This is a genomic window from Fictibacillus barbaricus, from assembly GCF_014635025.1.
In the GTDB taxonomy this organism is placed as follows: Bacteria; Bacillota; Bacilli; order Bacillales; family Fictibacillaceae; genus Fictibacillus; species Fictibacillus barbaricus.
The window spans coordinates 693,424-719,267 of record NZ_BMCE01000002.1 but is presented as its reverse complement, the minus strand read 5'-3'; the positions used below and the strand labels follow the sequence as shown (position 1 = coordinate 719,267).

31 protein-coding genes are annotated in these 25,844 nt (G+C 38.0%); 17 read left to right on the top strand and 14 right to left on the bottom strand.

Translation table 11 applies throughout. The features are described 5' to 3' along the window. Nucleotides 1-11: 11 nt before the first annotated feature. On the bottom strand, nucleotides 12-1,736 hold the full coding sequence (locus tag IEV52_RS13060) for a glycoside hydrolase family 13 protein (RefSeq protein WP_188402961.1): 1,725 nt from the start codon (nucleotides 1,734-1,736) through the stop codon (nucleotides 12-14). Nucleotides 1,737-2,077: 341 nt separating this feature from the next. On the opposite strand from IEV52_RS13060, the gene IEV52_RS13055 reads away from it, so the two are divergent. The 5 genes from IEV52_RS13055 (at nucleotide 2,078) to IEV52_RS13035 (ending at nucleotide 8,293) form a co-directional block, all read left to right on the top strand. Further along, nucleotides 2,078-3,343 (top strand): extracellular solute-binding protein, encoded by a 1,266-nt coding sequence (locus tag IEV52_RS13055; RefSeq protein ID WP_188402960.1) that lies wholly within the window; start codon nucleotides 2,078-2,080, stop codon nucleotides 3,341-3,343. A 153-nt stretch (nucleotides 3,344-3,496) separates the two neighbouring features. Then, nucleotides 3,497-4,759 (top strand): carbohydrate ABC transporter permease, encoded by a 1,263-nt coding sequence (locus tag IEV52_RS13050; protein WP_188402959.1) that lies wholly within the window; start codon nucleotides 3,497-3,499, stop codon nucleotides 4,757-4,759. A gap of 1 nt (nucleotide 4,760) precedes the next feature. Continuing rightward, nucleotides 4,761-5,597 (top strand): sugar ABC transporter permease, encoded by an 837-nt coding sequence (locus IEV52_RS13045; protein ID WP_188402958.1) that lies wholly within the window; start codon nucleotides 4,761-4,763, stop codon nucleotides 5,595-5,597. 31 nt (nucleotides 5,598-5,628) lie between these two features. Continuing rightward, on the top strand, nucleotides 5,629-7,155 hold the full coding sequence (locus IEV52_RS13040) for an alpha-amylase family glycosyl hydrolase (RefSeq protein WP_188402957.1): 1,527 nt from the start codon (nucleotides 5,629-5,631) through the stop codon (nucleotides 7,153-7,155). A 115-nt stretch (nucleotides 7,156-7,270) separates the two neighbouring features. Further along, complete coding sequence (locus IEV52_RS13035; protein WP_188402956.1) at nucleotides 7,271-8,293, top strand: LacI family DNA-binding transcriptional regulator; 1,023 nt, start codon at nucleotides 7,271-7,273, stop codon at nucleotides 8,291-8,293. Nucleotides 8,294-8,331: 38 nt separating this feature from the next. Here IEV52_RS13035 and ligD read toward each other — a convergent pair whose 3' ends face one another. Genes ligD through ku form a run of 3 tightly spaced genes read right to left on the bottom strand, consistent with a single transcriptional unit; the run spans nucleotide 8,332 to nucleotide 11,067 of the window. Further along, the gene (gene ligD / locus IEV52_RS13030; protein ID WP_188402955.1) at nucleotides 8,332-9,252 is read right to left on the bottom strand and encodes a non-homologous end-joining DNA ligase; all 921 of its coding nucleotides are present in this window, start codon (nucleotides 9,250-9,252) and stop codon (nucleotides 8,332-8,334) included. Continuing rightward, entirely contained in the window at nucleotides 9,225-10,187 is a 963-nt protein-coding gene (locus IEV52_RS13025) for an ATP-dependent DNA ligase (protein WP_188402954.1), read from the bottom strand. Before IEV52_RS13025 ends, ligD begins: the two co-directional genes overlap by 28 nt. Continuing rightward, nucleotides 10,111-11,067 (bottom strand): non-homologous end joining protein Ku, encoded by a 957-nt coding sequence (ku, locus tag IEV52_RS13020; protein WP_188402953.1) that lies wholly within the window; start codon nucleotides 11,065-11,067, stop codon nucleotides 10,111-10,113. The genes IEV52_RS13025 and ku overlap by 77 nt, the downstream gene beginning before the upstream one ends. A 161-nt stretch (nucleotides 11,068-11,228) precedes the next feature. Between ku and IEV52_RS13015 the strand changes: the two genes are divergently transcribed. Next, nucleotides 11,229-12,362 carry a histidine kinase N-terminal domain-containing protein gene (locus IEV52_RS13015; protein ID WP_188402952.1) on the top strand — a complete coding sequence of 378 codons (1,134 nt, stop codon included), beginning with the start codon at nucleotides 11,229-11,231 and terminating at the stop codon, nucleotides 12,360-12,362. A gap of 39 nt (nucleotides 12,363-12,401) precedes the next feature. On the opposite strand, the gene IEV52_RS13010 is transcribed toward IEV52_RS13015, so the two are convergent. Together IEV52_RS13010 and IEV52_RS13005 are read right to left on the bottom strand one after the other, a co-directional pair. Further along, complete coding sequence (locus IEV52_RS13010) at nucleotides 12,402-12,539, bottom strand: hypothetical protein (RefSeq protein ID WP_188402951.1); 138 nt, start codon at nucleotides 12,537-12,539, stop codon at nucleotides 12,402-12,404. Nucleotides 12,540-12,595: 56 nt separating this feature from the next. Beyond that, a complete protein-coding gene (locus IEV52_RS13005) occupies nucleotides 12,596-13,525 on the bottom strand; it encodes a DegV family protein (protein ID WP_229754281.1) in 930 nt (309 codons plus the stop codon). An 88-nt stretch (nucleotides 13,526-13,613) separates the two neighbouring features. Here IEV52_RS13005 and IEV52_RS13000 point away from each other — a divergent pair, with 88 nt between their 5' ends. Then, nucleotides 13,614-14,480, top strand: a complete 867-nt coding sequence (locus tag IEV52_RS13000) for a YitT family protein (protein ID WP_188402950.1) — start codon at nucleotides 13,614-13,616, stop codon at nucleotides 14,478-14,480. Between the two features lie 586 nt (nucleotides 14,481-15,066). Here the strand turns inward: IEV52_RS13000 and IEV52_RS12995 are convergent. Beyond that, nucleotides 15,067-15,465 carry a hypothetical protein gene (locus IEV52_RS12995; RefSeq protein ID WP_188402949.1) on the bottom strand — a complete coding sequence of 133 codons (399 nt, stop codon included), beginning with the start codon at nucleotides 15,463-15,465 and terminating at the stop codon, nucleotides 15,067-15,069. A gap of 451 nt (nucleotides 15,466-15,916) precedes the next feature. Between IEV52_RS12995 and IEV52_RS12990 the strand changes: the two genes are divergently transcribed. Further along, nucleotides 15,917-16,729, top strand: a complete 813-nt coding sequence (locus tag IEV52_RS12990) for a BsuPI-related putative proteinase inhibitor (RefSeq protein WP_188402948.1) — start codon at nucleotides 15,917-15,919, stop codon at nucleotides 16,727-16,729. Nucleotides 16,730-16,817: 88 nt separating this feature from the next. Here the strand turns inward: IEV52_RS12990 and IEV52_RS12985 are convergent, their stop codons facing one another. Both IEV52_RS12985 and IEV52_RS12980 read right to left on the bottom strand, forming a co-directional pair. After that, complete coding sequence (locus IEV52_RS12985) at nucleotides 16,818-17,078, bottom strand: NifU N-terminal domain-containing protein (RefSeq protein ID WP_188402947.1); 261 nt, start codon at nucleotides 17,076-17,078, stop codon at nucleotides 16,818-16,820. 17 nt (nucleotides 17,079-17,095) lie between these two features. After that, entirely contained in the window at nucleotides 17,096-17,548 is a 453-nt protein-coding gene (locus tag IEV52_RS12980; protein ID WP_188402946.1) for a GNAT family N-acetyltransferase, read from the bottom strand. A 147-nt stretch (nucleotides 17,549-17,695) separates the two neighbouring features. Between IEV52_RS12980 and IEV52_RS12975 the strand changes: the two genes are divergently transcribed. Continuing rightward, entirely contained in the window at nucleotides 17,696-18,283 is a 588-nt protein-coding gene (locus IEV52_RS12975; RefSeq protein WP_188402945.1) for a GDSL-type esterase/lipase family protein, read from the top strand. Between the two features lie 19 nt (nucleotides 18,284-18,302). On the opposite strand, the gene IEV52_RS22790 is transcribed toward IEV52_RS12975, so the two are convergent. From IEV52_RS22790 to IEV52_RS12960, 3 genes are all read right to left on the bottom strand, one after another. Next, entirely contained in the window at nucleotides 18,303-18,695 is a 393-nt protein-coding gene (locus tag IEV52_RS22790; protein WP_188402944.1) for a DUF3813 domain-containing protein, read from the bottom strand. A gap of 2 nt (nucleotides 18,696-18,697) precedes the next feature. Further along, entirely contained in the window at nucleotides 18,698-18,841 is a 144-nt protein-coding gene (locus IEV52_RS12965; protein ID WP_188402943.1) for a hypothetical protein, read from the bottom strand. Nucleotides 18,842-18,978: 137 nt separating this feature from the next. After that, the gene (locus tag IEV52_RS12960; RefSeq protein WP_188402942.1) at nucleotides 18,979-19,791 is read right to left on the bottom strand and encodes a Cof-type HAD-IIB family hydrolase; all 813 of its coding nucleotides are present in this window, start codon (nucleotides 19,789-19,791) and stop codon (nucleotides 18,979-18,981) included. A 102-nt stretch (nucleotides 19,792-19,893) separates the two neighbouring features. Here IEV52_RS12960 and IEV52_RS12955 point away from each other — a divergent pair, with 102 nt between their 5' ends. Continuing rightward, the gene (locus IEV52_RS12955) at nucleotides 19,894-20,709 is read left to right on the top strand and encodes an alpha/beta fold hydrolase (protein ID WP_188402941.1); all 816 of its coding nucleotides are present in this window, start codon (nucleotides 19,894-19,896) and stop codon (nucleotides 20,707-20,709) included. A 4-nt stretch (nucleotides 20,710-20,713) separates the two neighbouring features. Here the strand turns inward: IEV52_RS12955 and IEV52_RS12950 are convergent, their stop codons facing one another. After that, the gene (locus tag IEV52_RS12950) at nucleotides 20,714-20,905 is read right to left on the bottom strand and encodes a hypothetical protein (RefSeq protein ID WP_188402940.1); all 192 of its coding nucleotides are present in this window, start codon (nucleotides 20,903-20,905) and stop codon (nucleotides 20,714-20,716) included. A 100-nt stretch (nucleotides 20,906-21,005) separates the two neighbouring features. On the opposite strand from IEV52_RS12950, the gene IEV52_RS12945 reads away from it, so the two are divergent. The 6 genes from IEV52_RS12945 (at nucleotide 21,006) to IEV52_RS12920 (ending at nucleotide 24,386) form a co-directional block, all read left to right on the top strand. Continuing rightward, a complete protein-coding gene (locus tag IEV52_RS12945; RefSeq protein ID WP_188402939.1) occupies nucleotides 21,006-22,325 on the top strand; it encodes a molybdopterin molybdotransferase MoeA in 1,320 nt (439 codons plus the stop codon). Continuing rightward, complete coding sequence (mobB, locus tag IEV52_RS12940) at nucleotides 22,265-22,810, top strand: molybdopterin-guanine dinucleotide biosynthesis protein B (protein ID WP_188402938.1); 546 nt, start codon at nucleotides 22,265-22,267, stop codon at nucleotides 22,808-22,810. The genes IEV52_RS12945 and mobB overlap by 61 nt, the downstream gene beginning before the upstream one ends. Beyond that, nucleotides 22,797-23,258 (top strand): molybdenum cofactor biosynthesis protein MoaE, encoded by a 462-nt coding sequence (locus IEV52_RS12935; protein WP_188402937.1) that lies wholly within the window; start codon nucleotides 22,797-22,799, stop codon nucleotides 23,256-23,258. Before mobB ends, IEV52_RS12935 begins: the two co-directional genes overlap by 14 nt. Further along, nucleotides 23,259-23,498: a molybdopterin converting factor subunit 1 gene (moaD, locus tag IEV52_RS12930; RefSeq protein WP_188402936.1), complete on the top strand. Its 240-nt coding sequence runs from the start codon at nucleotides 23,259-23,261 to the stop codon at nucleotides 23,496-23,498. Nucleotides 23,499-23,792: 294 nt separating this feature from the next. Then, nucleotides 23,793-24,116 carry a hypothetical protein gene (locus tag IEV52_RS12925; protein WP_188402935.1) on the top strand — a complete coding sequence of 108 codons (324 nt, stop codon included), beginning with the start codon at nucleotides 23,793-23,795 and terminating at the stop codon, nucleotides 24,114-24,116. Between the two features lie 90 nt (nucleotides 24,117-24,206). Next, the gene (locus tag IEV52_RS12920; RefSeq protein WP_188402934.1) at nucleotides 24,207-24,386 is read left to right on the top strand and encodes a YjzC family protein; all 180 of its coding nucleotides are present in this window, start codon (nucleotides 24,207-24,209) and stop codon (nucleotides 24,384-24,386) included. 38 nt (nucleotides 24,387-24,424) lie between these two features. Here IEV52_RS12920 and IEV52_RS12915 read toward each other — a convergent pair whose 3' ends face one another. Beyond that, nucleotides 24,425-24,604: a YjzD family protein gene (locus IEV52_RS12915; RefSeq protein ID WP_188402933.1), complete on the bottom strand. Its 180-nt coding sequence runs from the start codon at nucleotides 24,602-24,604 to the stop codon at nucleotides 24,425-24,427. Between the two features lie 416 nt (nucleotides 24,605-25,020). Here IEV52_RS12915 and IEV52_RS12910 point away from each other — a divergent pair, with 416 nt between their 5' ends. Then, nucleotides 25,021-25,761, top strand: a complete 741-nt coding sequence (locus IEV52_RS12910; protein ID WP_188402932.1) for an alpha/beta hydrolase — start codon at nucleotides 25,021-25,023, stop codon at nucleotides 25,759-25,761. Nucleotides 25,762-25,844 lie beyond the last annotated feature (83 nt).

Below are 25,844 nucleotides of genomic sequence, written 5' to 3'. Positions count from 1 at the left end.
GGGGATGGCTTTTATTTTTTTCTAAACATGCTAAATCCGTATGGAGGAAGTGAACCAGTGAAATCATGACCAAAGATCTTTTCGTAGCCTTCTGTCATGTTAACAGATAGTTCTGCAACAGTTTCTCCTGCATTAATAAGGACTAATACACTCTCTTGTTCTTTTGATCTTTCATAAGCGAGTGTTTTTCCTTCAGCTGTTAAGAATTTCATTTCACCCTCATTTGCAAGTACTTTGAATTCTTTGCGAAGAGAGAGTAGAGATTGGATATGCCCGAATAAGTCCTTATCTTGTTTCTCTTCATCCCACTCCATACACTTTCTGCAGCCAGGATCCATTCCGCCAGTCATCCCGATCTCATCACCGTAATAGATACAAGGAGTTCCCTTAAAAGTAAGCATAAGAAGGAAAAGTAATTTCATCTTATCTTTATTTTCATCACAGAATGTTAGAACTCGCTTCGTATCATGTGATCCGAGGAGATTGAAAGCTGCTTCATTCACGTTTTCAGGATACATGTGGAGAACTGATGTCATCTTTTCTGCAAAGGCTTTAGCATCAATCGCTTCTTTCGCAACAAAGTCCAGTGCTGCATTTGTAAAGGGATAGTTCATAACAGCATCAAACTGATCGCCTTGAAGCCAGCTCATTGAATCATGCCAGATCTCACCTAAAATATAAGCTTCGGGTTTAACCGATTTGACAGCTGTTCTAAATTCTCTCCAGAAAGAATGATCGACCTCATTTGCCACATCAAGTCTCCAGCCATCAATATCAAATTCCTCCACCCAATATCGAGCAACGTTTAACAAATATTCACGTACTTCTGGATTTTCAGTGTTTAGCTTCGGCATATCAGCTACGAACGCAAACGTATCGTAATTCGGGCGCGGCTCTGTTTCGATCGGAAACTCTCTAAGATGGAACCAGTTTTTATAAATCGAATCTTCCTGTTTCTTTAGAACATCCTGAAAGGGTTCAAAATAATAACCACTGTGATTGAAAACAGCATCAAGCATTACCTTTATACCATTCTCGTGACACACTTTTACTAATTCCCTGAACGTTTCTTTATCGCCAAACTGTTGATCGATCTCTAAATAATCGATCGTGTCATACTTGTGGTTTGATTTTGCCTTAAAGATAGGAGTGAAGTAAATACCTGTTACACCAAGTTTCACGAGATGATCAATATGATCGATGACACCTTGGAAGTCTCCGCCAAAGAAATTATTGAACTGAGGTTCTTCACTTGCCCAAAGAAGGGCACCTTTAGGATCGTTGCTTGTATCACCATTTGCAAAACGTTCAGGGAAGATTTGGTACCAAACTGTGTCTTTTACCCATGATGGAGCACGAAATACGTCGATTGCATTTAAGAATGGAAAGCAAAAATAGTATGCAGTATCATCAAATGGTGCTTTTTCATAAAATCCTTTTTCAGTATAGATCAGTGTTTCTTTACCGCTCTTTATCTCAAATCCATAACGTAAACGGCGATAAGGAGGCTGTATAGCAATAAAGTAATAATCAAAATACTCATCAGTGCCGCTTAATGTCATAAGAGAAGAAGAAGTTTGCCAGCCTTCTTTTGTCCAGTCATAAGGGTCACCGTGAATTAACGAGACCGAGTCAACATCTCCTTTTTTCGTACGTAATCGAATGTGAAGTGTTTTCTCATCATAAGCATACGCATAATTATTACCAGCTCTGTGATAGATCGCTTCTTTTAACATATAGAATTTTCTCCTTTCTAATCTTAAAAAATAAAAAAGGGGCACAACCTATTAAATACCTAGGTTGTACCCCGTAAGGATCGTACATTGCCTTCAACTTGTAATGGTGATAGTATAAACCGCTTACAAAGTAAAAATCAAGGAAAATGAAAGCGGAAACAAAAAAATTAAAAAAGTATTGTAAAAATTCTAAGCAAAGGTATAATGAAATTGAACACGTAATGCAATCGTTTTCATAAACGGCAAAAAACTTTATAAAAAGACAAAGGATCATTTTTTTTGCTACTTTGTGCAAACGTTTGTATGCTTTGGATTCTTAATAACATTAGGGGGTACAATTGATGAAAAAGTTATTAGCATTGCCTTTAACTTTTGCTCTAGCTGCAAGTGCTCTAGCTGCTTGCGGACCGCAAGAAGACAGCTCTTCTACTGGCGGTAAAAAAGAAACGGCTTCAGACAAGCCTGAAAAATTAGTGATCTGGGAAGACCAAGAAAAAGGTGCTGGAACTGAAGATGCAATCAAAAAGTTCGAAGAGAAACACGGCATCAAAGTTGAGTTAAAAGAAATTCCAATGCTTGATCAGCAGGAGAAGCTTCGTCTTGACGGACCAGCAAAAAAAGGACCAGATGTTATCACGACTCCTCATGACCGTGTAGGACCTTTGGCGATTGAAGGACTAATCGCGCCGATCGAAATCTCTGATGATGTAACAAAGCTTTATACAGAATCTTCAATTAACGCATTAACATATGACGGAAAACTTTATGGTCTTCCAAAATCAACTGAAACACCAGTATTTATCTACAACAAAAAGCAAATGACAGAAGCGCCAGAATCTTTAGACGACGTTCTTGCTTTCTCTAAAGGTGACAAAGGTGGAGCACAATACGGTTTCCTTGCAAACTGGACTGACTTCTACTTTGCAAATGGAATTCTTTCTGGATACGGCAGTTATGTATTTAAAGACGACAATGGTACCTTGAATCCTGAAGACCTTGGTCTTGCAAATGAAGGTGCTGTTGAAGGATTAGACTACATCACTAGCTGGTATAAGGACGGATTATTCCCTAAAGGTATCATTGGTGAAAAAGCCGGACAAACAATTGACGGACTATTCCAAGAAGGTAAAGTTGCTTCTGTTATGAACGGTCCTTGGTCTTTCCAAGGCTACAAAGATGCTGGCATCGATATCGGTGTTGCGCCAATGCCTAAGCTTCCAAACGGTGAGTATGTTAAAACGTTCATCGGTGTTAAAGGTTACAACGTAAGTGCATTCTCTGAAAATCAAGAATGGGCTGCAAAGCTTGTAGAGTTCATCACTAACGAAGAGAGCGCTAAAACTCGTTTCGAAAAGACAGCAGAAATCCCTCCAGTTGTATCTTTAATGGAGGACCCACTGATTGCAGACAACGAAGCAGCTAAAGCTGTAGCTGTTCAATCTGAACGTGGAGTTCCAATGCCTAACATTCCTGAGATGGCAGAAGTTTGGGCTCCAGCTGCAAACGCACTTCAATTATCTGCTACAGGCAAGTCTGAGCCAAAAGCTGCTCTAGAAAGCGCAGTTAAAACGATCGGACAAAACATTAAAGCAAACCACAGCAAGTAATAAGCAATAAGAGGAAAGCGGTACCCAGTCGTCGCGGGTACTGCTTTCTCTCACTATTGTGTGTGTTGGAAAGATTTTGCTGATGAATGGGTCCTAAGATCTTTCGAACAAAACACAAAGCAGTTAGTGGGCAAAAGAAAGGGGAACCCTGTAATGACACATCGAAAGACGGCAGCGTTGCTGTCCATCATTCCAGGAATGGGGCAATTTTATAACAAACAGTTTGTTAAAGGCTTCGCATTCTTATTTTTAGCAGTATGTTATTTTATTGCATTCCTGGATTTTCTAAATATTGGCCTTTGGGGAATAGTAACACTTGGTACTGAGGTGCCTCGTGACCACTCCATATTCTTGCTTGTAAACGGAGTTATTTCCATACTTGTAGTCGGGATTGGATTAGCGTTTTATTACTTTAACTTATATGACGCATATCAGAATGGGAAAAAGCGTGATAACGGTTTGGAACTAAGCACACTGAAAGAGCAATACCACAATGTAGTCGATAAAGGATTTCCTTACTTAATGGTTGGTCCTGGATTCTTGCTATTGATCTTCGTGGTCATTTTTCCGATTATTTTCATGCTGCTTCTAGCTTTTACGAATTACAACCTATATAACTCACCACCCGCTAAACTAGTAGACTGGGTAGGTTTTAAGAACTTTATTGAGATCTTTTCTTTAGATATCTGGCGTGAAACATTCGTGTCTGTATTTGCTTGGACGATCATCTGGACATTTACAGCAACAACACTCCAAGTGGCAGTAGGTATTTTCTTAGCAGTAGTGTTAAACCAAAAGGAAATCAAGTTTAAAGGCGTTATCCGAACACTGCTGATCTTGCCATGGGCAGTACCTGCATTCGTGTCCATCTTAATTTTCTCAGGTCTGTTCAATGACACGTTTGGAGCGATTAACCAATCCATCTTAGCACCACTTGGAATCGATTCCTTACCTTGGATGACAGATCCTTTTTACACAAAGATCGCCTTAATCTTTATTCAATCATGGCTAGGATTCCCGTTCGTTATGGCGATGACAACAGGCGTACTTCAGTCCATTCCTGGTGAACTTTATGAGGCAGCAACAGTTGATGGTGCATCAAACTGGGATAAATTCCGTAAGATCACACTTCCAATGATCTTATTTACAACAGCACCAATCTTAATCACACAATACACGTTTAACTTTAATAACTTTAACGTTATCTATCTCTTTAATAACGGTGGTCCTGCAGTAGCTGATCAAAATGCAGGAGGGACAGATATCCTGATCTCATGGATCTATAACTTAACGATGACATCGGCTCAATATAGCAAGGCCGCAGCTGTAACCGTATTGCTGTCGTTAATTATCGTTTCGCTTGCCCTATGGCAATTTAGAAAAACAAAATCATTTAAGGACGAAGGAATGATTTAATATGAGCATAAAAACAGCAAGAAGAATTCGTTTAACTCTGTCCTATCTAGTCTTATTGTCAGCTATTGCTATCGTTGTCTATCCGATTCTCTGGGTTATTGGATCTTCCTTCAACCCAGGTAACACATTATCAAGTTCTACGATTATTCCAGAGAATGCAACATTGACTCATTATAAAAAGCTGTTTGCTGAAACCGACTATTTAATCTGGTATTGGAACACGCTGAAAATCTGCTTTATCACAATGGTGCTTTCTGTTATCTTTATTGGCCTTACTGCTTACGCTTTTTCACGTTATAAGTTTATTGGACGTAAGAACGGTTTGCTATTATTCTTGATTCTACAGATGATCCCGCAATTCGTTGCAATCTTGGCGATCTACATCCTTGCATACCAGGTTGGATTGCTTGATACACACTTTGCATTAATTCTTGTATACGTTGGTGGATTAATTCCGATGAACACGTATTTAGCGAAGAACTATTACGATACGATTCCAAAAGAATTAGACGAATCCGCACGCATTGATGGTGCTGGTCACTTCCGTATCTTTTGGCAGATCATTCTTCCGCTATCAAAGCCTATCTTAGCAGTAATCGCGCTATTCAGTTTCATTTCACCGTTTGCAGATTTCATCTTAGCATCTATCCTCATCAGCTCTGATGAAAAGATGACACTTGCGGTTGGTTTGTTTAACATGATTAAGAATGAATTTGGAAACAGCTTTACGCTTTTTGCAGCAGGTTCTGTATTAGTAGCAATTCCGATCGGTCTGCTTTTCTTATCACTGCAGCGTTATTTCATATCCGGATTAACAGCCGGCGGTACAAAAGGGTAAAAACAAGGACCGCACTCAAGGAGGAACGGCGATGGGCAAAAGGATTATGTTCTTGGGCTTATCGTTTCTTCTTTTTTTATCTGTTCAAAATAAAGCGCTTGCAGAAAAAAAGGAAGAGCGATCTTGGAAAGACGAAACCATCTATTTTATTATGATAGACAGGTTTCATAACGGAGATAAGAGCAATGATTTTGAAGCAGACATCAGTGATCCTGCTGCTTACCATGGCGGCGACTTTAAAGGAATTACTGAAAAGCTTGATTATTTAAAGGGTCTTGGTGCAACAGCCATATGGCTGACACCAATTGTAAAAAATGAACCAAAAGGATACCACGGTTATTGGACGGAAGATTTTTACGATACAGAAGAGCACTTTGGATCGAAAGAAGAATTAAAACAGCTTGTAAAAAAAGCGCATGATCGAGACATTAAAGTAATTTTAGATTTAGTTGTGAACCATACTGGCTATCAGCATCGTTGGCTGGATGATCCTATTAAAAAGGACTGGTTTCATCCACAGATGGAGATCAGCAACTGGGACGACCAACAAAACGTTGAGAATGGCTGGCTTGCAGGTCTGCCTGATCTTAATACTGAAAACAATGAAACGAGGAATTACCTTTTAGATGTAGCAGAATATTGGATTAATGAAACTGATATTGACGGTTATCGGTTGGACACAGTGAAACACGTTCCAAAAGATTTTTGGAACCAATTTTCTGCAAGAGTGAAAAAAGCAAAGCCAGACTTTTATTTAATCGGGGAAGTGTGGCATAACGATCCAAGGTATATTGCAGCTTATAATAAAGCGGGCATCCAATCTTTTGTTGACTATCCTTTATTTAATGAAATGGTTCGTATTTTTAGACAAAGCGGACAATCACTTTCTGAACTTTATTCAGTATGGGAAAGAAACAAGTACTATTACGAAGATCCTTACACGTTAGGGAACTTTATTGATAATCACGACAATATTCGTTTTGTGCGTGAGGCGTTATTGAAGCAAGAAGATCCAGAAAAAAGACTTAAGCTTGCTTTAACGTACCTTTACACAGCACCAGGAATTCCGATTGTGTATCAAGGAACAGAACATATGATGGATGGTGCAAAAGACCCTGACAATCGTCGAATGATGAACTTCTCCAATAATAAGGACATGGAGACGTTTACAGCACAGCTTGGAAAACTGCGGCAAAATCATCCAACACTTCGCCGCGGAGATTATTCTATGGTTGTTGATAAAGACGGCATTGCTGTTTTTAAGCGAACGTATGAAGATGAAACACTTTATATCGTATTTAACAACGATAAAAGGAAATCTACCATCACTTTTTCTGATAAGGAATTACAGAATAAAAAGCTCGTTGATCTTTTGTCAGATGCAGAGGTTACAGCAAACGAGGGTTCAGTTGCGATAGAAGCAAAAGGGGAAAGTGCATACATCTTTTCTAAACAAAATGCCGATTCGTATACTTTCCTTTACGGTATTATGGCTGGGATCTTGGCTTTAGTTGGGATTTTGTTCTTTTTCATGAAAAGAAGAAAGGAAAATTCCTAAATTGTTAAGGTTAGAAAGGAATTAGTATTTCTTTTTTCCTATGGATTCTATACAATTATGATGGATTAAGTAAGCGGATACACTAAGCCAAATAGTCTGAAAGGAGGACTATGACATGTCAGTTACGATAAAAGATGTTGCAAAATTAGCAGATGTTGCTCCATCAACGGTATCCAGGGTGATCGCAAACAACCCTCGTATATCAGAAAAAACAAAACGAAAAGTAAAAGAGGCAATGGACTATCTTGGCTATCATCCAAACTTCAATGCTCGAAGTTTAGCAAATCGAAGCACCCAAGCGATTGGGCTAGTTATGCCAAGTTCAGCTGATAAAGCATTTCAAAATCCCTTTTTTCCAGAAGTAATTCGTGGAATAAGTACAATTGCACATGAACAGGAATATGCACTATATATGTCAACTGGAAATACGGAAGATGAAATATTTGAAGGTGTTGTTCGAATGGTGCAGGGGCGCCGCGTCGACGGAATAGTCATGCTTTATTCTCGTGTGGATGACAGGATCATGTGTTATCTGCAAGAGCAGAAATTTCCTTTTACTGTAATCGGTAAGCCTTTTAAGAACGCGGAAAGTATAACCCATATTGATAATGATAACTTTAAAGCAGCACAAGAAATGACAGAATACTTGATTTCACTTGGTCATGAACGAATTGGTTTTGTCGGTGGCAACTTAAACCTAGTTGTAACTATTGACCGTTTACTAGGTTATGAAAAAGCGATACGCAACGCAGGGCTTCCATACAAAGATGAATATATCGTTCATGAAGAGTTCCTAAAAGAAGGGGGGCAGGAAGCAGTTAAAGAGCTTCTCGCTTTAAAAGAACCGCCTTCTGCACTCCTTGTAATCGATGATGTTATGTCATTTGGTGTTTTAAGTACACTGAATGAACTAGGGGTAAGTGTTCCAGGAGATCTATCCCTATTAAGCTTTAATAATGTTATGCTATCAGAACTTTCTTCTCCATCCTTAACATCAGTAGATATCAATATCTTTCAGCTCGGATATGAAGCAGCTAAAGGATTATTGGAATGCATACACTTTCCGGAAAAACCAGCAAAGCGAGTAGTCGTTCCATTTAAGCTAGTGGAGAGACAGACTTGCAGTTCATTCAAATAAAATCCTTAAAGCCTCTAACAGATAAGTCGTCTTATCCATTAGAGGCTTTTTTCTTTTAGTGCTTGTAGAACAGGGAGGATTGGCTGTTTTTGATTTATTGTAAAAAAGTCTTTGAATGGATCGCCAATTTCTTTTACACGGTCGTGTATGGTTGTTAGTGGAAACATATCAGGTTTAAGAGACTGTGTCACTTCTCGCCAATATAGTGGTGCTGCGACAAGCGCATCTTTATTCCCTCTTACAGAATAAGGAGCGATAATGGTTTTGCCTTCCGCATGCTGAATATAATCAATATAGCATTTATTACCTCTGTTCTTTTTTAAACGTTCAACCGTAAACCATTGTGGTTCACGCTCAATAAGATAATGAGCTAGAAATTCAGTGAATAGGCGGGATTCATCAAATGTTACCTGATCCGTTGGCAAGGGTATATAAATTTGCATGCCTTTATTTCCACTGGTTTTAATAAATGTAACCAGGTTTAATCTATCACATATTTCTTTAATCATTAAGGCGGCTTCCACAGAAAGTTGAAACTCATTTCTTGAGGGTGGATCGAGATCCATTACAATCTCTGACGGATAGCGTGTACCAGAAGGTCGGTAAGGAATATGAAATTCAAATGCCAGTTGGTTGCCTAGCCACAGAAGGGTTGGAAGATTATTGCAGACAATATAATTGATATCTTCTTCTTTCACTGTAAGCACATATTGTGGGGCATAGTCAGGACAATTTTTTTGGTAGAACCGCTCATCTCCCGCACCATGCGGATATCGGATAACGGTTAGAGCGCGATTTTTTAGAAATGGAAGCATATATGGAGCCATCTGAGTCAAATAGTTCATGTATTCGACTTTAACGATATTGCGTTCCGGCCAAAGAGGTTTGTCAGGACTAGTTAACGTTACTATCTCACCGTTCACCTGAAGATTCAATTGTTCTTTAGCAGGCTTTCCCATGTACACTCCTCCCAATCAGCATCCAATCGAAACTTAAGAAACCTCGGCTGCCTGAGCTGATTTTTATAAAGCTCCAAATACGAAAGCTCTATACATATTGATGGTTCGATCAAAATAAGAGAACCTGATCTTCCGCTTTGATTTTGTTTTACAATTTGAATTAAAGCCTCTTTCTCTTTAGGAGAAATTCCATGTGAAAACAACCCTACAAAAACAAGAGAACTGTCTTTCAACACACCAACATGAAAAAATCCATTTTCTGTGTCATAACCAAGGAGTATAAATGTATGGACTTTTAGGTTTTTTACCTTGATCCACTTGTTTGTTCTTATTCCGGGAGACCATTTGTTAGAAACATCTTTTGCTACAATGCCTTCACTCTTGTAGTTCTTAACCGTTTTTTCAATCTCCGCTTTATCTACAGTACAAGGAATATAATTAATCTGAGAAGCCGGAAGTATATCGTTCACATTTCTATTAAGCAGGTGAAGCACATTTTTTAATTTCTCTTTTCTTTTTAAGAAAGACAGCTGATTAATATAATTTCCTTCTACCGCAAGCAAATCAAAAGCACAAAATGAAGAAGGAAAAAGCTTAGCTGCATGTGCAATCTTTTCACTTTGTTTAAGTCTTCCTCTTTTCTGAATTTCTTCAAAGCTTGCTTTATAGGGATTTTCTAGGATGCAAAGCTCGCCGTCTACTAATAAGGGAAAAAGATGCTTTACATTGTCCTCTAATGGCTTTAGAAAAAGAGGTACCTCAGGAAAAATTGCATGAAGGTGATGACCATTTCTCGAAGTCATTAAGATCGAGGTGTCATCCCAATAAAGAGCACACCTAAACCCGTCATATTTTACTTCATATAGCCAATTCTCCCCAAGCGGCAATTCTTCTGATAGAGTAGGGAGCATCGGTTTTAGAAATGACTGAATCATGAACTAGCTTTCTTTTTAGCCGTTGATTTTTTCTTTTTTGTTTTCGTTTCTTCCGTGCTTTTTTGAGAGGCAGGTTCTTTTGGTTTTTTTCTTTTTTAGCTGAAGCCCCTTTTCCTTTACTCTCATTAATAGAAGCTTGAAGTGCTTCCATTAAGTCAACAACATTGGTTTTCGGTTTTTCTTTTGCCACTTTAACTTCATTGCCTGAAATCTTGCTATTGATCAGCTCTAACACAGCCTCACGATATTCGTCCTCGTATCTCTCCGGTTCAAATGGAGCGGTTAATTGTTCGATTAATTGTTTTGCCATTTCTAATTCTTTTTCATTCAGAGACACCTCATCTGTTAATCCTGGCACATGTTCTACATTTCTTACTTCATCTGGATAAAAGATCGTTTCAAGGACTAAGCCATTCTTATACACGCGAACTGCAGCTAAATGTTCTTTGGAGCGAAGAGTGAATTTTGCAAGCCCGATCTTTCCGGTGTCTTCCATTGCTTTTTTTAATAGAGCAAAAGACTTTGTCCCATTTTCACCAGGGCCAATAAAATAAGAGCGGTTATAAAAGATCGGATCGATCTCTTCTAACTGAATAAAATCTATAATCTCAATCGACTTGTCGGATGCTCCCGCTAATTCATCTAATTCTTCTTTTTCAACTACTACAAACTTACCTGGCTCATATTCATAGCCTTTTACAATTTCTTTTGTATCAACAGTCTCTTCACATACGGGACAGATCTTTTCATATTGGACAGGACTATGACACTTTTCGTGCAAATATCTCATCTTTATATCTTTATTTTCAGTGGCAGCAAACAGCTTGATCGGTATATTTACAAGACCAAAACTTATTGCACCTTTCCACATCGTATGCATGAATACCATCCTTTCAAACCCATTTATATAGTAGTTTCTCCATCAATGAATACATCATGTATAATTTTCCATGGTTTAAACAGATTTCGACAATATATTGTAGAAATATATAATCTCCTTCATAATGGGGAGAGAGGTTGTTAATTAAAAGGGTGATTAAATTGGATAGCAGTACCAGCTCACAAACAAATACAGAACTTGCTCAGTTTTTAAGCGAGCAAAAATCAAGCATTGTAGAGAAATGGCTAGAGAAAGTACTGTTGCCTCAAAATGACCCTTTCTATGAAGAAGTAAAGAAGAACGGTCACCAAACGATAGTAGAGTTGATAAATTATTTGAAAACGGGCTCACTTGAGAGGTTACATGGGTTAACCAGCAAGATTGCTAAAGAGCGGATTGAAGCTAAGGCAAACGTAGGAGATTTTGTCCACAATATTAATATTGGGCGAAGCATTGTATATGAGTTATTGATGTGCTCCTTATTAAATGATCGAGAAAAAGGCGAAGGCGTTTTAAAGATGCAGTGCTATTTTGATCAGCTTGTTTTTTTAAGTGTCAAAGAATATACAGCACTTAAGGACTCAATCATTGACCGGAAAAACCAGTTTATTCAAGAGATGCATCATGACCGATTAACCATGCTGGGACAGATTGCTGCGAGTTTTGCACACGAGTTTCGTAACCCGCTTACATCAGTAAAGGGATTTATCTATCTTCTGCAAAAAGAACTAGAGAAAACAGAGCAATCCAACTATTACTTTGACATTATCCAAAATGAGATGCAAAGTCTTGAAGAGAAAATCACTCAGTTTCTTTATCTATCTAAGATGCGAGGCCTTGAAGACAAGTTGGAAAAAGTCCCAGTGAACTTTCTTCTAAAAGAGATGCTGAATTTTATGTATCCCCGGTTTTCCGAAGCGAATATTGTTACGAGTACAGATCTAGGTGAAGATGTTGTTATTGAAGGAGACAGCTCACAGATTAAACAAGTGTTATTAAATATTCTTGTTAATGCAGTTGAAGAGTTAAGCGGATGGGATGGCGAAAGACGGATTAAGGTTTCATTAAAGAAGATTGATGATACATTCGTTTCATTATCCATCTGCAATAATGGGAACCCGATCCCTGATTATCTGTTAGAAAACGTATTTCAGCCTTTTGTAACCACAAAATCACTTGGTACGGGTCTTGGCCTTTCTGTTTGCAAACAAATTGTAGAAAAGCACAATGGAACAATTGAAGTTCGATCGGGGGATGACTTTACGTGTTTTATTATTAAATTTCCCCTGCAATAAAAAAAGCTCCCTGGCTTAGGGGGCTTTTTATCATGTACATTATAAATGATCAGGCTCTTTTGAATAAGGCTGTTTTCCTTTATGTTTTTTTTCACGTTCGGCTTCATTTCTTAATTGGTTCATCGCTTGATTATCTTCGGGTCTTTTATTGTTATCTTTTGTATAACGATGTGTCATGATTATCCCTCCTGTCACTAACATCTGTAAGAAGGTAATCGTTTATTCATTATGTTTTAAGAAACTTTTTTAGGTGTATTTAAAAAGAACAGAGCGATTGTGCCTGGACCAGCATGAGCTCCAATCGCACAGCCGATCATCGTGATTAAGATGTTCTTATTGCCTGTTTCTTCTATAATAAGCTCCTTTAATGCCTGTGCAGTTTCTGTATCATCTGCATGGCTTATGCCGATGGTGATGTTATCAAGTGTTGCTGCTCGTTCTTTCATGATCTCAACCATACGGCCAAGTACTTTTTTCTTGCCGCGCAGTTTTTCTAATGGAAACAGCTTACCATCTTCCATATGTAATACGGGTTTAATTTTTAATAAAGTTCCCATAACTGCAGCCGTTTTACTGACACGTCCGCCGCGCAATAAATATTCGAGGTCATCAACGGTAAAGATATGTTCAAGATGGTCGCGATAGTGATTGAGTGTATGTATGATTTCGTTAAATGATCTGCCTTCTTTTGCTTCTTTTGCTGCTTCATAGACCATTAGGCCGTAACCTAGAGAAGCTGCTTGGCTGTCAAAGACTTCAATTTCAGCATCAGGGAAATCTTCGAGAACTTCATTTTTCATAAGAACAGCAGTCTGATAGGTACCACTGATTCCAGATGATAACGTGATATAGATGGCTGATTGGCCGTTTCGCGCAAATGAAGTTAGTGTTTCTTTTATGATGGAAGGAGGTACTTGTGCCGTTTTTGGTACAGAGCCTTCCTTCATGTGTGTATATAACTGCTTCGGCTCTATGTTAGATCGATCAAGAAATTCTTCGTTATTTACCTGAACAACTAATGGCAGCATTGTAATTTCATACTCGTCCAAAATCTGTTTAGGTAGATCCGAACCTGTGTCGGTAATTATCGTAATCATTGTCATTTCACCTGCCTGGCTTTTTCTATAGTTTAACTTGAGGTTGGATGAAAAGGCAATCTCCATGGTTGAAAAAAGCCAATTATGCTATTGACGCGGCTTATCCTTTTCTGTTAAAAATGAATCTTGGATTACGAAAGGAGGGAACTTAAACATGACAAAACGTTTTCGAATATCAGATCTAAGTATTACAGAAGCGAAGAAGATCTTTTTTATTATTTTCGGAGCCTTATTAAACGCCGTTTCTTTAAATATGTTCTTAATTCCTGCAAAAGTATACGCGAGTGGATTTACAGGGGTTGCCCAGCTTATATCTTCATTGCTGGCAAATACGGCTTTTCCGATCACAACAGGTATCTTGTATTTTGTTTTTAACATACCAGTCACAATTTTAGGATGGATGAAAGTAGGAAAATCGTTTACGGTATATAGCTTTCTAAGTGTTCTTATGATTACATTTTTCCTTGAAATCATACCGATTACCGCTGTGTCCTCTGACATCTTGCTGAATGCTGTTTTTGGAGGAGTAATCGCTGCTCTGGGAGTAGGGATAACATTAAAATACGGTGCATCAACCGGAGGATTAGACATCATTGCGATGATCTTGTCACGCATGAAGAACAAACCAATCGGTGGTTACTTCTTTGTGCTTAACGGATTAATTATTCTTGCTGCTGGCTTTCTTTTTGGTTGGGAAAAAGCATTGTACACACTTGTTGCTCTTTACGTATCGTCCCGAGTGATCGACGCTGTACATACTCGTCATGAAAAGCTTACAGCTATGATTGTAACGAAAAAAGGAAAAGAGATCCAAGAAGCCATTCACGGAAAGATGGTCCGCGGGATCACGATTGTTCCGGCAAGGGGAGCATTCTCAAAGCAAGATAAAGAGATGCTTATTATCGTTATCACCCGTTATGAATTATATGATTTAGAGAAAGTGCTCAAAGAAGTTGACCCGAATGCCTTTACAAATATCGTTCACACAACAGGCATCTACGGCTTCTTCCGAAACGACTAATTGTAAATGGGGACAGACCCCAGACAATTACATATCTGACTAATATGTACACAGGGTACGGACATGTCCATACCCTGTTTTATTTATTAGTCGTTGTGAGCATCATTTCACTTGCCAAGAGTAACTGCGCTGTTTGAAGTGTTATCTGAAGCATTACTCTTGCCTTGAGCAACAACACTTGCATATGGATTATCAGAAGCGTTACTCTATTGTTGAGCTACAGCACTGGCATCAGGGTTGTCAGACGCGTTACTCTTTTTAAATAGCGATCGCTCCATTATTGATATATTCTACTGCGATTTGAACTGGATTCTCTTCATGCTCAAATGACCAGTCCTTCATAACTTTTTTACCTTTTTTACCTACTTAAAAAAACACCTCATTGATGTATTACAATATATCCTTATAAATTTGTTTTATAAGGGCATGTACACTAGAGGATTGGTTTTTTCTATTATTTTTTTATATGAAAATTTTGGTAAATTATTTCCTTAACACCAATCTGTACCTTTGTTTTCATAAAAATTAACCCTTTATCTAACTTTTAATAGTCGGATTCAGGGTTAAAAAGTGTTTGGAATAGAATTTACCAGAAGCGATCAGGTTTACGGGCGCCTGAGTTTTTAGCTGTTGTTTTAAGAGGCATAGGCGCGTAGCCGAGTTTTGTTGTAGATTTTTTTAAGTTACTTCGCGTTTTTGCACTTCGTGTTAAGGCAGGAGGAATAGTGGCAGTCTTTTTTACTAAATGGTTAATTTTCTCTTTTGCTTTATTGCAAATTGGAACAACAATAGCTTTACTTTTTTCATTTGCCGCTCGACCTTTCTCAGGATTGTCTGCGTCATTTTTCTTGCCAAGAGCAACCACACTGTTATCCGGATATTCATTTATTTCTTTTTCCATTTGTTTTTTTAGTTTGTACTTAAACTTTTTCCTTAAATCTCTTTCTAATTTTTTTTCTAATTCTTTATTTTTTTTCTTGTCCATTATGTTTTCCTTTCATACTTTTTTAACTGCATGATTTGATCTTTGCATTACTATTTGGCTAAATTAAACAACAGGATAGATCATGGTCTTTACAATAATTCTCTACTGAGTGTGGCTTCTTATAGTAGTTTCAGATAATTTATCATGCAACTTCAATTACTTTAGGTTTTATTAGCAGGTCAAAAGCCGATCCTTTGCCCCGAAATTCATCCTCGAGATTTCAAAAATAGCAGTTGTCCATTTTTTTATCCTCTTTATGAATTCTCTCAGTAAAAATTACACCTCCTTGGTAACAATACAATATATTCATGCTTATTAAAGAAGGGAAGGGCATGTATACTATTTTTTTATCTTTTGGAATAAAACGTTCCATGTCAATTATATTTTCATATGAATCTTTTCGTTAAAACCTCCATATAAGGTAAAAATGAGAGATAAGGTGGTGATTTAGTTGGAACAAAGCCCAAAAAGGTTTTGGTTTCTTTCCATTTTGATTTTACTGGTCCTTCCTTTTCATTCTGCCTGTGGAAGAGAAGAGGAAAGGGGAAATAAAGAGGGACATGTTGGTTCACAGTTAAAACCTGTATTATCTGTTCAGCAGAAAAATAACGGCATTGACTTTTTGACTGTTATTGAAAATCACAGCAATCATACAGTCACCCTAAGCTTCGATAGTTCAAAGATGTTTGATGTGTCAGTTATAGACTCATCAGACAAAGAGGTATTTAGGCATTCTGAAGGGAAAACATATGCGGAAGAGAAAGAACAAGTGCAGATTAAAGCTGGTGCGAGTCATATATGGAAAGCGGAATGGAAAATTCCTGCTGCTGAAAGAAAAGCTGGAATCTATAATGTAAAAGCTTCGTTTACACCAAGAAAGATATCACCAGGTTCAGTAAAAACGGAAAACCTAACTCTAGAAGAGACGCTTACTTTACAATCAGGGGCTGGGGAAATGAAAAACAATTCTTTTCGAAACATACACTTTTCCGGAAAAGATGGAAAGTATAAAGTTTCGGGTGAGGCAAGAGTTTTTGAAGCATCATTTGCCTATACAGTTACTGACGGGTATACCATTTTTGTTGAGAAACATGAACAAACAGCAGAAGGAGCACCAGCTTGGGCACCATTTTCATTCGATATCAACCTTTCAGAGGATGATTTACCGATCAACGGAACTCTTATGGTTGAACTATTTTACTTCAGTCCTAAAGATGGGGAGAAGACAGACATACTTGCTATACCCTTACAAACGTTCAAATAATAGGGGATGCAATCTCATGCTCCTCATAACAGCTAAACATTTATACATGAAAAAACCAGCCTCTAATGGGCTGGTTTCTTATAACGTATTAAGCGTTCTCTTCCAATGCTTTTTGGATCTCTGGCATAAGATCATTCCAGTCACTGTCGTTCGTTTTGTTAACAGTGATAAAGTTTTCAAAACCAAAGATAGATTCTACTCCGTCGATCGATAGCAATGCTTTTGCGAGCGGTGAGTCAGAATCATCACCCACCCGTGCAGAAAGTCTGCCTTCTAGGAACTTTTCAGAACCGTCAAATTTAATTGCGTTTGGGTTAGGTGTAGGTTGGATCGAAAATTCGATAGCCATTTAAACACTCCTTCTTATTAAAAATGAAATGCATATCTTTTAGAGATAATATCATGAAAATCCAATGAGTTATACAAATGTTTCGTAACAGAGTTATTAATCCCGGTTTCGAGCTCAATGGATTTGATGCCATCTCGTTCTGCCCAGTAGATCAAATGTAGTAAAAGTTTACGGGCGATCCCTTTGTTTCGGTGCTCTTCGTGTACATAAAGCTCGTTTAACCATAGATAAGGTCCGCCGATACGAATGCTTACTCCCAAATTAAAGAAGGCAATTCCAATCACTGAATCTTCTTCCTCTGCAACAATGATGCCGCTTTTATCAGGGTTTTCAAGTGCTAATTTAATACCTGCAAGCGTTCTGGAGTGTTCTTCAGGTTCTCCGTCCATGGTTCGCTGCTGTAGAAAAAGATGCGCTATTTCTTCGATGATATGGGATTCAGCTTCTTTCTTTACACGATATATTTTCATACAATGCCCCCAAAATTACTCTATAAACGTTAAAGTCTTATTCACATAACACATTATAACAAATATATTGAATGTTTGACGTTTGATAAATGGAAATTTCTTTCGAATACTTTAAAAAGAGATATTCGATAGAGGAGATGAGTTCGTATGAAGACTCTTGTTTGTTTTGGAGACAGCATCACTTCGAAAGAAAAGAGTAAAGATGGCTCACTAAGGTTAACTTCCCGTTTGAGGCAAGAACTAACAGAGTGGGTAGTCATGAATGCTGGAATACCTGCAGAAACGACAAGAGCAGCTTTAGAAAGACTGCAAGACGATGTTTTGCGTCATCAACCCGATTTAGTAACGATTCTTTTTGGGGCGAACGATTCCAGTGATCACAGACTTATTCCAATAAATGAATATGAAAATAACCTTACGTATATGGTTAACAAGATTGGTGCGGAAAAGGTGATCCTAATCAGTCCTGCACCGGTATATGAGGAAAAACAAAAAGCACGTACAAATGAAAGGATGAATGATTACGTACAGATCGTTAAAAAGGTGGCCAAACACGAAGGAACTCATTATGTGCCTCTGTTTGAAACGTTTAGCGAAAGAAATATAAAGAAATATGTAATAGATGATGGTCTTCATTTTAACAAGTTCGGGTATGAAGAATTAAGCGAGCTGATTTTAAGGGAAATACATAGGCTGACGGCTATTACTTATTCAAGAAAACAGCTTTCTCCATAGAGAGAAAGCTGTTCTGCTTTTATTTTAAGTTATCTGGATTTTCCTCTAAAAGGCTCTGTGCATCTTCTAGACTTAAGCCAGTTGCTTGAGAGAAGGATTGAGGCTGTCCGTTTTGTTCAGGAGTAGCTTGTGGGCCAGATGTAAGCTGTCCAGTATAAGAATTTGCCGAAGAATTAGCATGTGCATCAAGTTCACGTTGAAATTCAGCAAGTTGAGCACGTTCTGCGTCAGTTGAATTTGCCATCGCAGAAGAAAGAGCATTCTGAGCAACTTCCATATCGTGACCCGATAGTTCTGCATGAGAAGTCTGGCTGTTTGAATAGTTATTATTCATGTTTTGAGCAGTTTCCTGAAATTTTCCAACAGCCTGCTGTACGGCATCTTTAGCAATTTGAAATAATTTGTTTGCCATGGTTATATGCCTCCTAAAGAATTTCTTTCTTCTTTTTCACGCTTGCGATTTTCTTGTTCGTTTTTACTAAAAGCCATTGTAGTTTCTTGGCTTACCATATCTGCACCTTGCTTGATCGTGCGCTTCGAACGGCTTCGTTTACTCATTGGAATTCCTCCTTTTCTCCCGTACATTTAGTTTCTACCGTACGAAGTACATTATGTAAGAAGAAGATGGAACCCCATTAAAAGTATTGGAAAATAAAAAAACTCTGGCTGAGTCTCAGCCAAAGTTCATTTAAACGTTAAACAAGTTTTAAAATGTTTTTTAAATAGTGAGCAATTCCTTCCTCTTGATTGGTAAGAGTGACATAATTTGCCCGTTCTTTAAGTTCATTAATAGCATTGCCCATTGCAACACCATGCCCGGCATAATCAATCATCTCAAAATCATTGTCTTCATCGCCAAAGGCGACAATCCGCTCCTGAGGAATATTATAATATTCGGCTACCTTTTTGAGTCCAGTTGCTTTGCTGATCCCGGAACGAATAACTTCAATGATATTCCAAGGTGCTGCCCACACTCTCTGGTCAACAACTTCTGCATGTTCTTTTTCAAGCATCGCTCTTAATTCTGAAATGTGGTGATCTTCAGGATGAACAAGGATGGCTGTCGGATCATCTTTCAGCGTTTTATGCAGATCGCCAATTTGAAGAGGATTTTCGTTCATAATAAATGTGTTAACAATTACTTCATCAGGTTTTTTTAAATACACATCATCCAGTACCTCGACCATAATATTTTTCACTTTAAACGTTTCACAGGCCGTTATGATTCTTTTTGCTACATCAAGCTCCAAAGGAGAATGATGGATGCCAAAGTCAGCATCATGTGGGTGATGAACAAACGCACCATTAAAATTAACAATTGGTGATTTTAATTCCAACTCCTTGTAATACATGTTAGATGAACGAAAGGGCCTGCCTGTAGAGATACAGACATGATGACCTTTATCCATTAAGGTTAAAAGAATCTCTTTCGTTTTACGTGGAATCTTTTTTTCATCTGTCAATAATGTTCCATCTAAATCCAATGCAATTAAGTATGGTTGTGTCACAAATGTACCTGCCTTTTTTAGAATGCTTTACGTAAAGTGTATTATTTTACTTAGAAAAAGTCTATTCATAGAGGTCTTCTTTCATGAAAAGAAACATGTCTCATGATAAGATGGAAAAAAAGAGAAAGAGGAGATACGCACATGGTTTCGATACAAAAAGGATTGATCGGGGATATCCCTTTCTTAATGGCAGAAAAGAAAGAAAATAACGGGAAAGCGCTCCCGCTTTTTATTTTTATACATGGATACACAAGTGCTAAAGAACACAACCTGCATTTTGCTTATTCACTTGCTGAAAAAGGATTTCGTGTGATATTGCCTGATGCACTTCATCATGGAGAACGTATCTCTTCTAACCCGCCAAAAAGTATGGATTATGATTTTTGGAATATTGTTTATCAAGGCATTCAGGATGTTAACAAAATTATGGAATGGGCAGATGAAAACGAGTTCGTTTCTGATGGAAAGATTGCAGTAGGCGGAACTTCAATGGGGGCTATCATTACGTACGGATCGCTCGTAAATTACCCAAATATCAGTGCAGGGTGTGCTCTTATGGGTACAGCTGCTCATGAAAAATTTGCAAGATGGCAAATAGAAAGAATTCAAAAGGCAGGATATGAAATCCCTTTGTCAACAAGTGAACTTGAAGAATCCTTCAATCATATCCGGGAGTATGATCTAATACAAAATATTGAAAAATTAAATAACCGTCCTTTATTTATTTGGCATAGTGAAGTGGATGCAGTTATTCCTTACGAGTTTGCAAAGCCTTATATTGAAACCTTAACAAAGAAGAATAGTATGTCTGTATATATGAACGATAAGACATCAGGACACAAAGTTTCACGTGCAGCGTACTTAAATGCTGTCGAATGGATTGCGCAGCAAATGAATGCAAAAAAAGAAACGGTGTAAGTGATTACCCCGTTTCTTCTAATTTTAGTCGATAAGTTCTTTTTGGCAGATACATATGATCAATTTCGTCGATTTGTTTTTGCAGGGAGTGCATAATACGCAGTGTCCACGCACCATGTTCGTTAAATTCTTCTGGGATGTCGGTAATGGTTACTTTATAGCCAGATCGGTGGTAATATTCATAAGAAACCTTCATAAGATCAACATCCTTTCGGTAATTTATAAAAAATATATCAAACTTGTCCCAAAAAGTAAACTGAAAAGTTTTTATTTTCTGAAAATAAGGAGGTTTTCTTATGACTGTTACTAAAAGAACACCGCTCCCGGTAGCGGAGGCTGTTGCAAAAATCCTGAAACAAAGTACAAATTGGAATATGGAGCGAGTTGCTTTAATTCATTGTGATAACCGAGTATTAGCTGAGGACATTACAGCAACACATGATGTTCCTCCATTTGACCGATCACCTTATGATGGATTCGCGATCTTTTCAAACGATACAAAGGAAGCGACTGAAAACAATCCTGTGAGACTAAAGGTACTTGAAACAATCGGTGCTGGCCAAATTGCTATAAATGAAGTAACAAGCGGGACAGCAATACGGATTATGACGGGTGCAAAGATCCCTGCAGGTGCTGATGCCGTGATCATGCTTGAACTTGTAAAAGAACTAGAAGATCAAGGCGGCTCATTTATCGAAATTAAACGTTCTGTTAAGAAAAATGAAAACATTTCTTTTCAAGGTGAAGATACAAAACAAGGCATTCTGCTTGCTGAAAAGGGTACCAGGATTACGCCTGGAGTGATAGCGATCCTTGCCACATTTGGATACGATGAAGTTTTAGTATTCAAACAACCCGTTGTCGGTATACTCTCAACAGGTTCGGAACTGCTGGATGTACATGAAGAATTGCAGCCAGGAAAAATACGAAACAGCAATGCATATATGGCAGCTGCACAAGTAAGATCGATGGGTGCTGAGGTGAAACTATACCAGCACAGGAAGGATGATTTTGATTCTCTGTATCAGAATGTTAAAGAATGTCTGAATGAAACAGATATAATGATTACAACTGGTGGTGTATCGGTTGGAGATTATGATTTTCTGCCTGCTATTTATGAAAAATTAGGTGCTGAAGTTCTCTTTAATAAAATTGCTATGAGACCGGGAAGTGTAACGACAATTGCAGTTCATGAAGGCAAATGGCTTTTCGGTCTTTCCGGAAATCCATCAGCTTGTTTTGTAGGCTGTGAACTTTTTGTTAGACCTGTTATTTTATCTGGGATGAAGATGAAAAAAATTCATTGTGGAGTCGTTAAAGCCATCCTTGGCAGTGACTTTCCGAAGCCAAACCCTTTTACACGCTTTGTAAGAGCCACTTTAATTGAGGAATCCGGACAAAAAATAGTAACTCCTGCTGGTCTGGATAAGTCAAGTTCAGTATCTTCTCTATTACATGCAAATGGATTAATTGTTTTGCCGGGGGGGACTAGAGGCTGGGAACAAGGTAGTGAAGTAGGTGTTCTCACATGGAATGGAGAGGGGAGTGAATGGCCATGGGATTACCCGTTATTCTCCAAATCGTCGGCTATCAGAACAGCGGAAAGACAACCGTAATCACAAAATTACTACAATGCTTATCCAAGAAAGGCATTCATGCTGGGGTGTTAAAACATCACGGCCATAGTGGCCATTTAAATTTTAATGATGCAGGAAAAGATACAGAACGTCATAGAACTGCAGGGGCATTTATGACGGGAGTCTCTTCGTCAGGGGGTTCTGTTCTTTCAATGAACACAGAATTAACTCTTGATCAAGGGATTAGAATTTACGATTCTTTAAACATGGATTGCATTTTAATAGAAGGATACAAAAATATTCAACATCCGCGTATTGTACTATGTAGAGACTATAGTCTAGATCAAGAACTATTAAACCAATCACATCATATGGTAGCATGTATATCTTTAAATCCATTAGAAGGACAAGGTGGAAACATTCCATTTTTTCTATGGAAAGATGAAGAAAAGTGGCTTGATTTTTTAGTACATTACATTGAAAGTAAGAGTAGTAAGGAGAGATTGGGCCATGAAACTTTTTAATATAAGTACCGAACCTATAGACAATCAGAATGTTATTGATCAAGTCATCCACCATAATGCGGGTGCAGTTTCGGTCTTTATAGGAACAGTCAGAGAAATGACAGGGGATAAACAGACAAAGTTATTGGAGTATGAAGCATATGTGCCGATGGCTGAAAAGCAGCTTGAGAAAATAGGCCAAGAGATCGAAGAAAAGTGGCCAAGTGCCAAAACGGCAATCACCCATCGAATTGGTACACTGCAAATTTCAGATGTGGCCGTCACGATTGCGGTATCAACACCACATCGTCACGAGGCTTTTGAAGCATGCCGCTATGCTATTGAACGGATTAAAGAAATCGTGCCGATCTGGAAAAAGGAACACTACACAGACGGTGAAGAGTGGATAGGGAATCAAAAAGGTACACAAAGCTATCCATCAGGACGTCCAGAAAGGGTCGAGAAATAAATGGTACACATCTTACTGTTTGCAAGTTTGGCACAGCAAGCCGGAACACAGAAAGTATCTATCTCAGTGGACAAGTCGGCAACTGTAGAAGAGATTAGAACAATGCTGCAAACACAAGTGGGAAAGCTTGCAGGAATAGAAGGTGCTTTAGTCGCTCTAAACGAAGAATATGTTGAACTTTCTGATCAAGTTAAGGATGGGGATACGGTTGCTTTTATTCCTCCCGTAAGCGGTGGTTGAATTGCACGTAAAGGGATTTGACAGTTACTTGTCAGATTCCTTTTTCATTTTCTCGTAACAATTTATACAGAGATTCTTATCATCTAAAATAAAGCCTTCGAAAAATCCGTCTATACAAAATAAATCTCTGCCACAAGAAACACAAGAGCCTACAAGTTCCTTCATCAGTATCATCTCCCTTTTTAGTTCACAAGTTCCTTCCATCATTTAAATTCAATCCCTATTCCGATTTCAAGGGATACAAGTACCATCTTCTTTCCCTTTGAATAGGATGTGGTAAAAGGAGGGGGATATATGTATCCACAACCATATCCGTTCGGAGGAGCTCAAAACCTTGGAGGACAGTCACAAGGGATGGGGCGTTCACCAATTAAAAAAATATATAAAACATGTATGAAAAATAGAAACCAGCATGTTCAACTCATGTTAATGGATGGTGCAGCTTATACAGGATTTATCGAATATGTCGATCAGCAAAACGTATATTTTGCAATTCCTTATGTTGAAAATCAGCAAGAAAACCGTAATTCAGAAGCACAATATGATGTAAGAGGGTATCAGATCTACCGATGTATGTTTCCGCTTCATGCTGTAGCTGGGGTTAACGGTGCTTACTAATCAAATATAAAGGTGTTAACTTTTCTTTTTTTTAGCAAGTGTTATCAGGCAAACCCCGGGTAACCTATAAAAGAAAGGAGGGTGCATCTCATGGGGCAGAGTAGACAGTTTACACACGGTCAAAAAGCACCGAATAATGGTATGTATGTGGAAATTGGTGAAACCGGCAGCATGGTAAATGATCCAAAGCAGATTCATTTATCGGCAGGAGACCGTTTTCCCGAAACAACAAACCATAATCGCGTGTGGACATATAAAAGAAAACCATAGCCTAAAACAAAAACCCGGTCATCAACCGGGTTTTCATCTTATATCTCTTCGCTTTTTGCTGGCAATAATTCTCCAAGAACAGAGATAACAACTGTAAATACAACTCCGAAGATACAAGCTTTTACGAAATCGAATGTTCCGCCTTGCATTGAAACGAGCACATAAAAAATCATATTACTTAATAATAAAGACCAAATTAACGTCCAAAAATAACGCATGCTACATTCACCTCTTTAATGTAAACGAATTCTTTACCCTTCTGTATAGTAACAAAAGTTTACACAAAGGGAAAGATTCTTTAGCGATTTTATCGTTTAGAAGCTTGAATTTATCAAAAATTTTCATAAAATGTTCAAGCTTAACAGGATTGTGAGAATAAACAAAGAAAAAGGTACATAAACCAACACTACGAACACTTTAAAGTGAAATTTGAGGAGGGTTAAATGATGGAACAAAAGTGGGAGGAATTAAAAGCGTTGGAAGAGCAGGATGAAAATAATTTAACACAACAAGGTAAAGAAACGTTAGAGCAGCTGAAAAAAGAACTGAATTCTTAAAACTTAGGCAGATAACTTTAGCTAAAAATTTTCCCCTGCATACATTAGTTAAGAAAAGCTTATGTGAGGGGAGAAATGTGAGTATCGATAAACGCACTTTCCAAATAGACAATCAGTGGAATATTATACACATACCTAAGCGTCCTAATGGTTTTGCTATAATGATCATTGGTGATTGCAGCCATTATGTAGATGAACATACAAGTCTTTGGAAACAGAACACTGAACGCGCTAACCTCATTCAATCCCTCAAGAATCAAGGATACACCGTTTTTTATTCCAACCTTTATGGAAGACATTGGGGCAGTCCGAAAGCTGTTATTTTAGCAAAAAGACTTTATCATTATGTTATGAAGCATGAGATCTTAAATCCCAATATTCATCTGATTGCTGAGGGGATGGGATCACTTGTTGCGCTTCGGTTGATGGAAGATATGGAAAACCAAATCCGTTCCGCTCTTTTTATTAATCCTTGTATGGATTTAAAACATCATTTTAATCATGAAAGACAAAATAGATTGTTCTTTAAAAGGTTAGTAAGAGAGATAACTGCAGCCTACCATACAGAAGAAGACAAGATTGAACCTTTGATTAATAGTCTTCCGGAAATCACAGATCTATCCGCAAAAACTCCAGTACGAATATGGCATGCTGCAAGAGGTGTTGCCTTTAACTTTAGGGATCACAGCAGGTCATATGAAAAGAGAAGGCTCGAGATCAAAGCGCCGATTTCACTGTCTATCCATGTTCCGGAAGCTTCATTTAATCCAGCGAGGGCTTTTCAGGAGTTTTTTAAAGATAACGAAAAAGAGATATGACCTCATTGTTGAAATAAGGAACAATGAGGTCTTTGTATGTAAAAAAAGTATCGTATTCTTAAGTGTTCCTCCATAGGATAGTA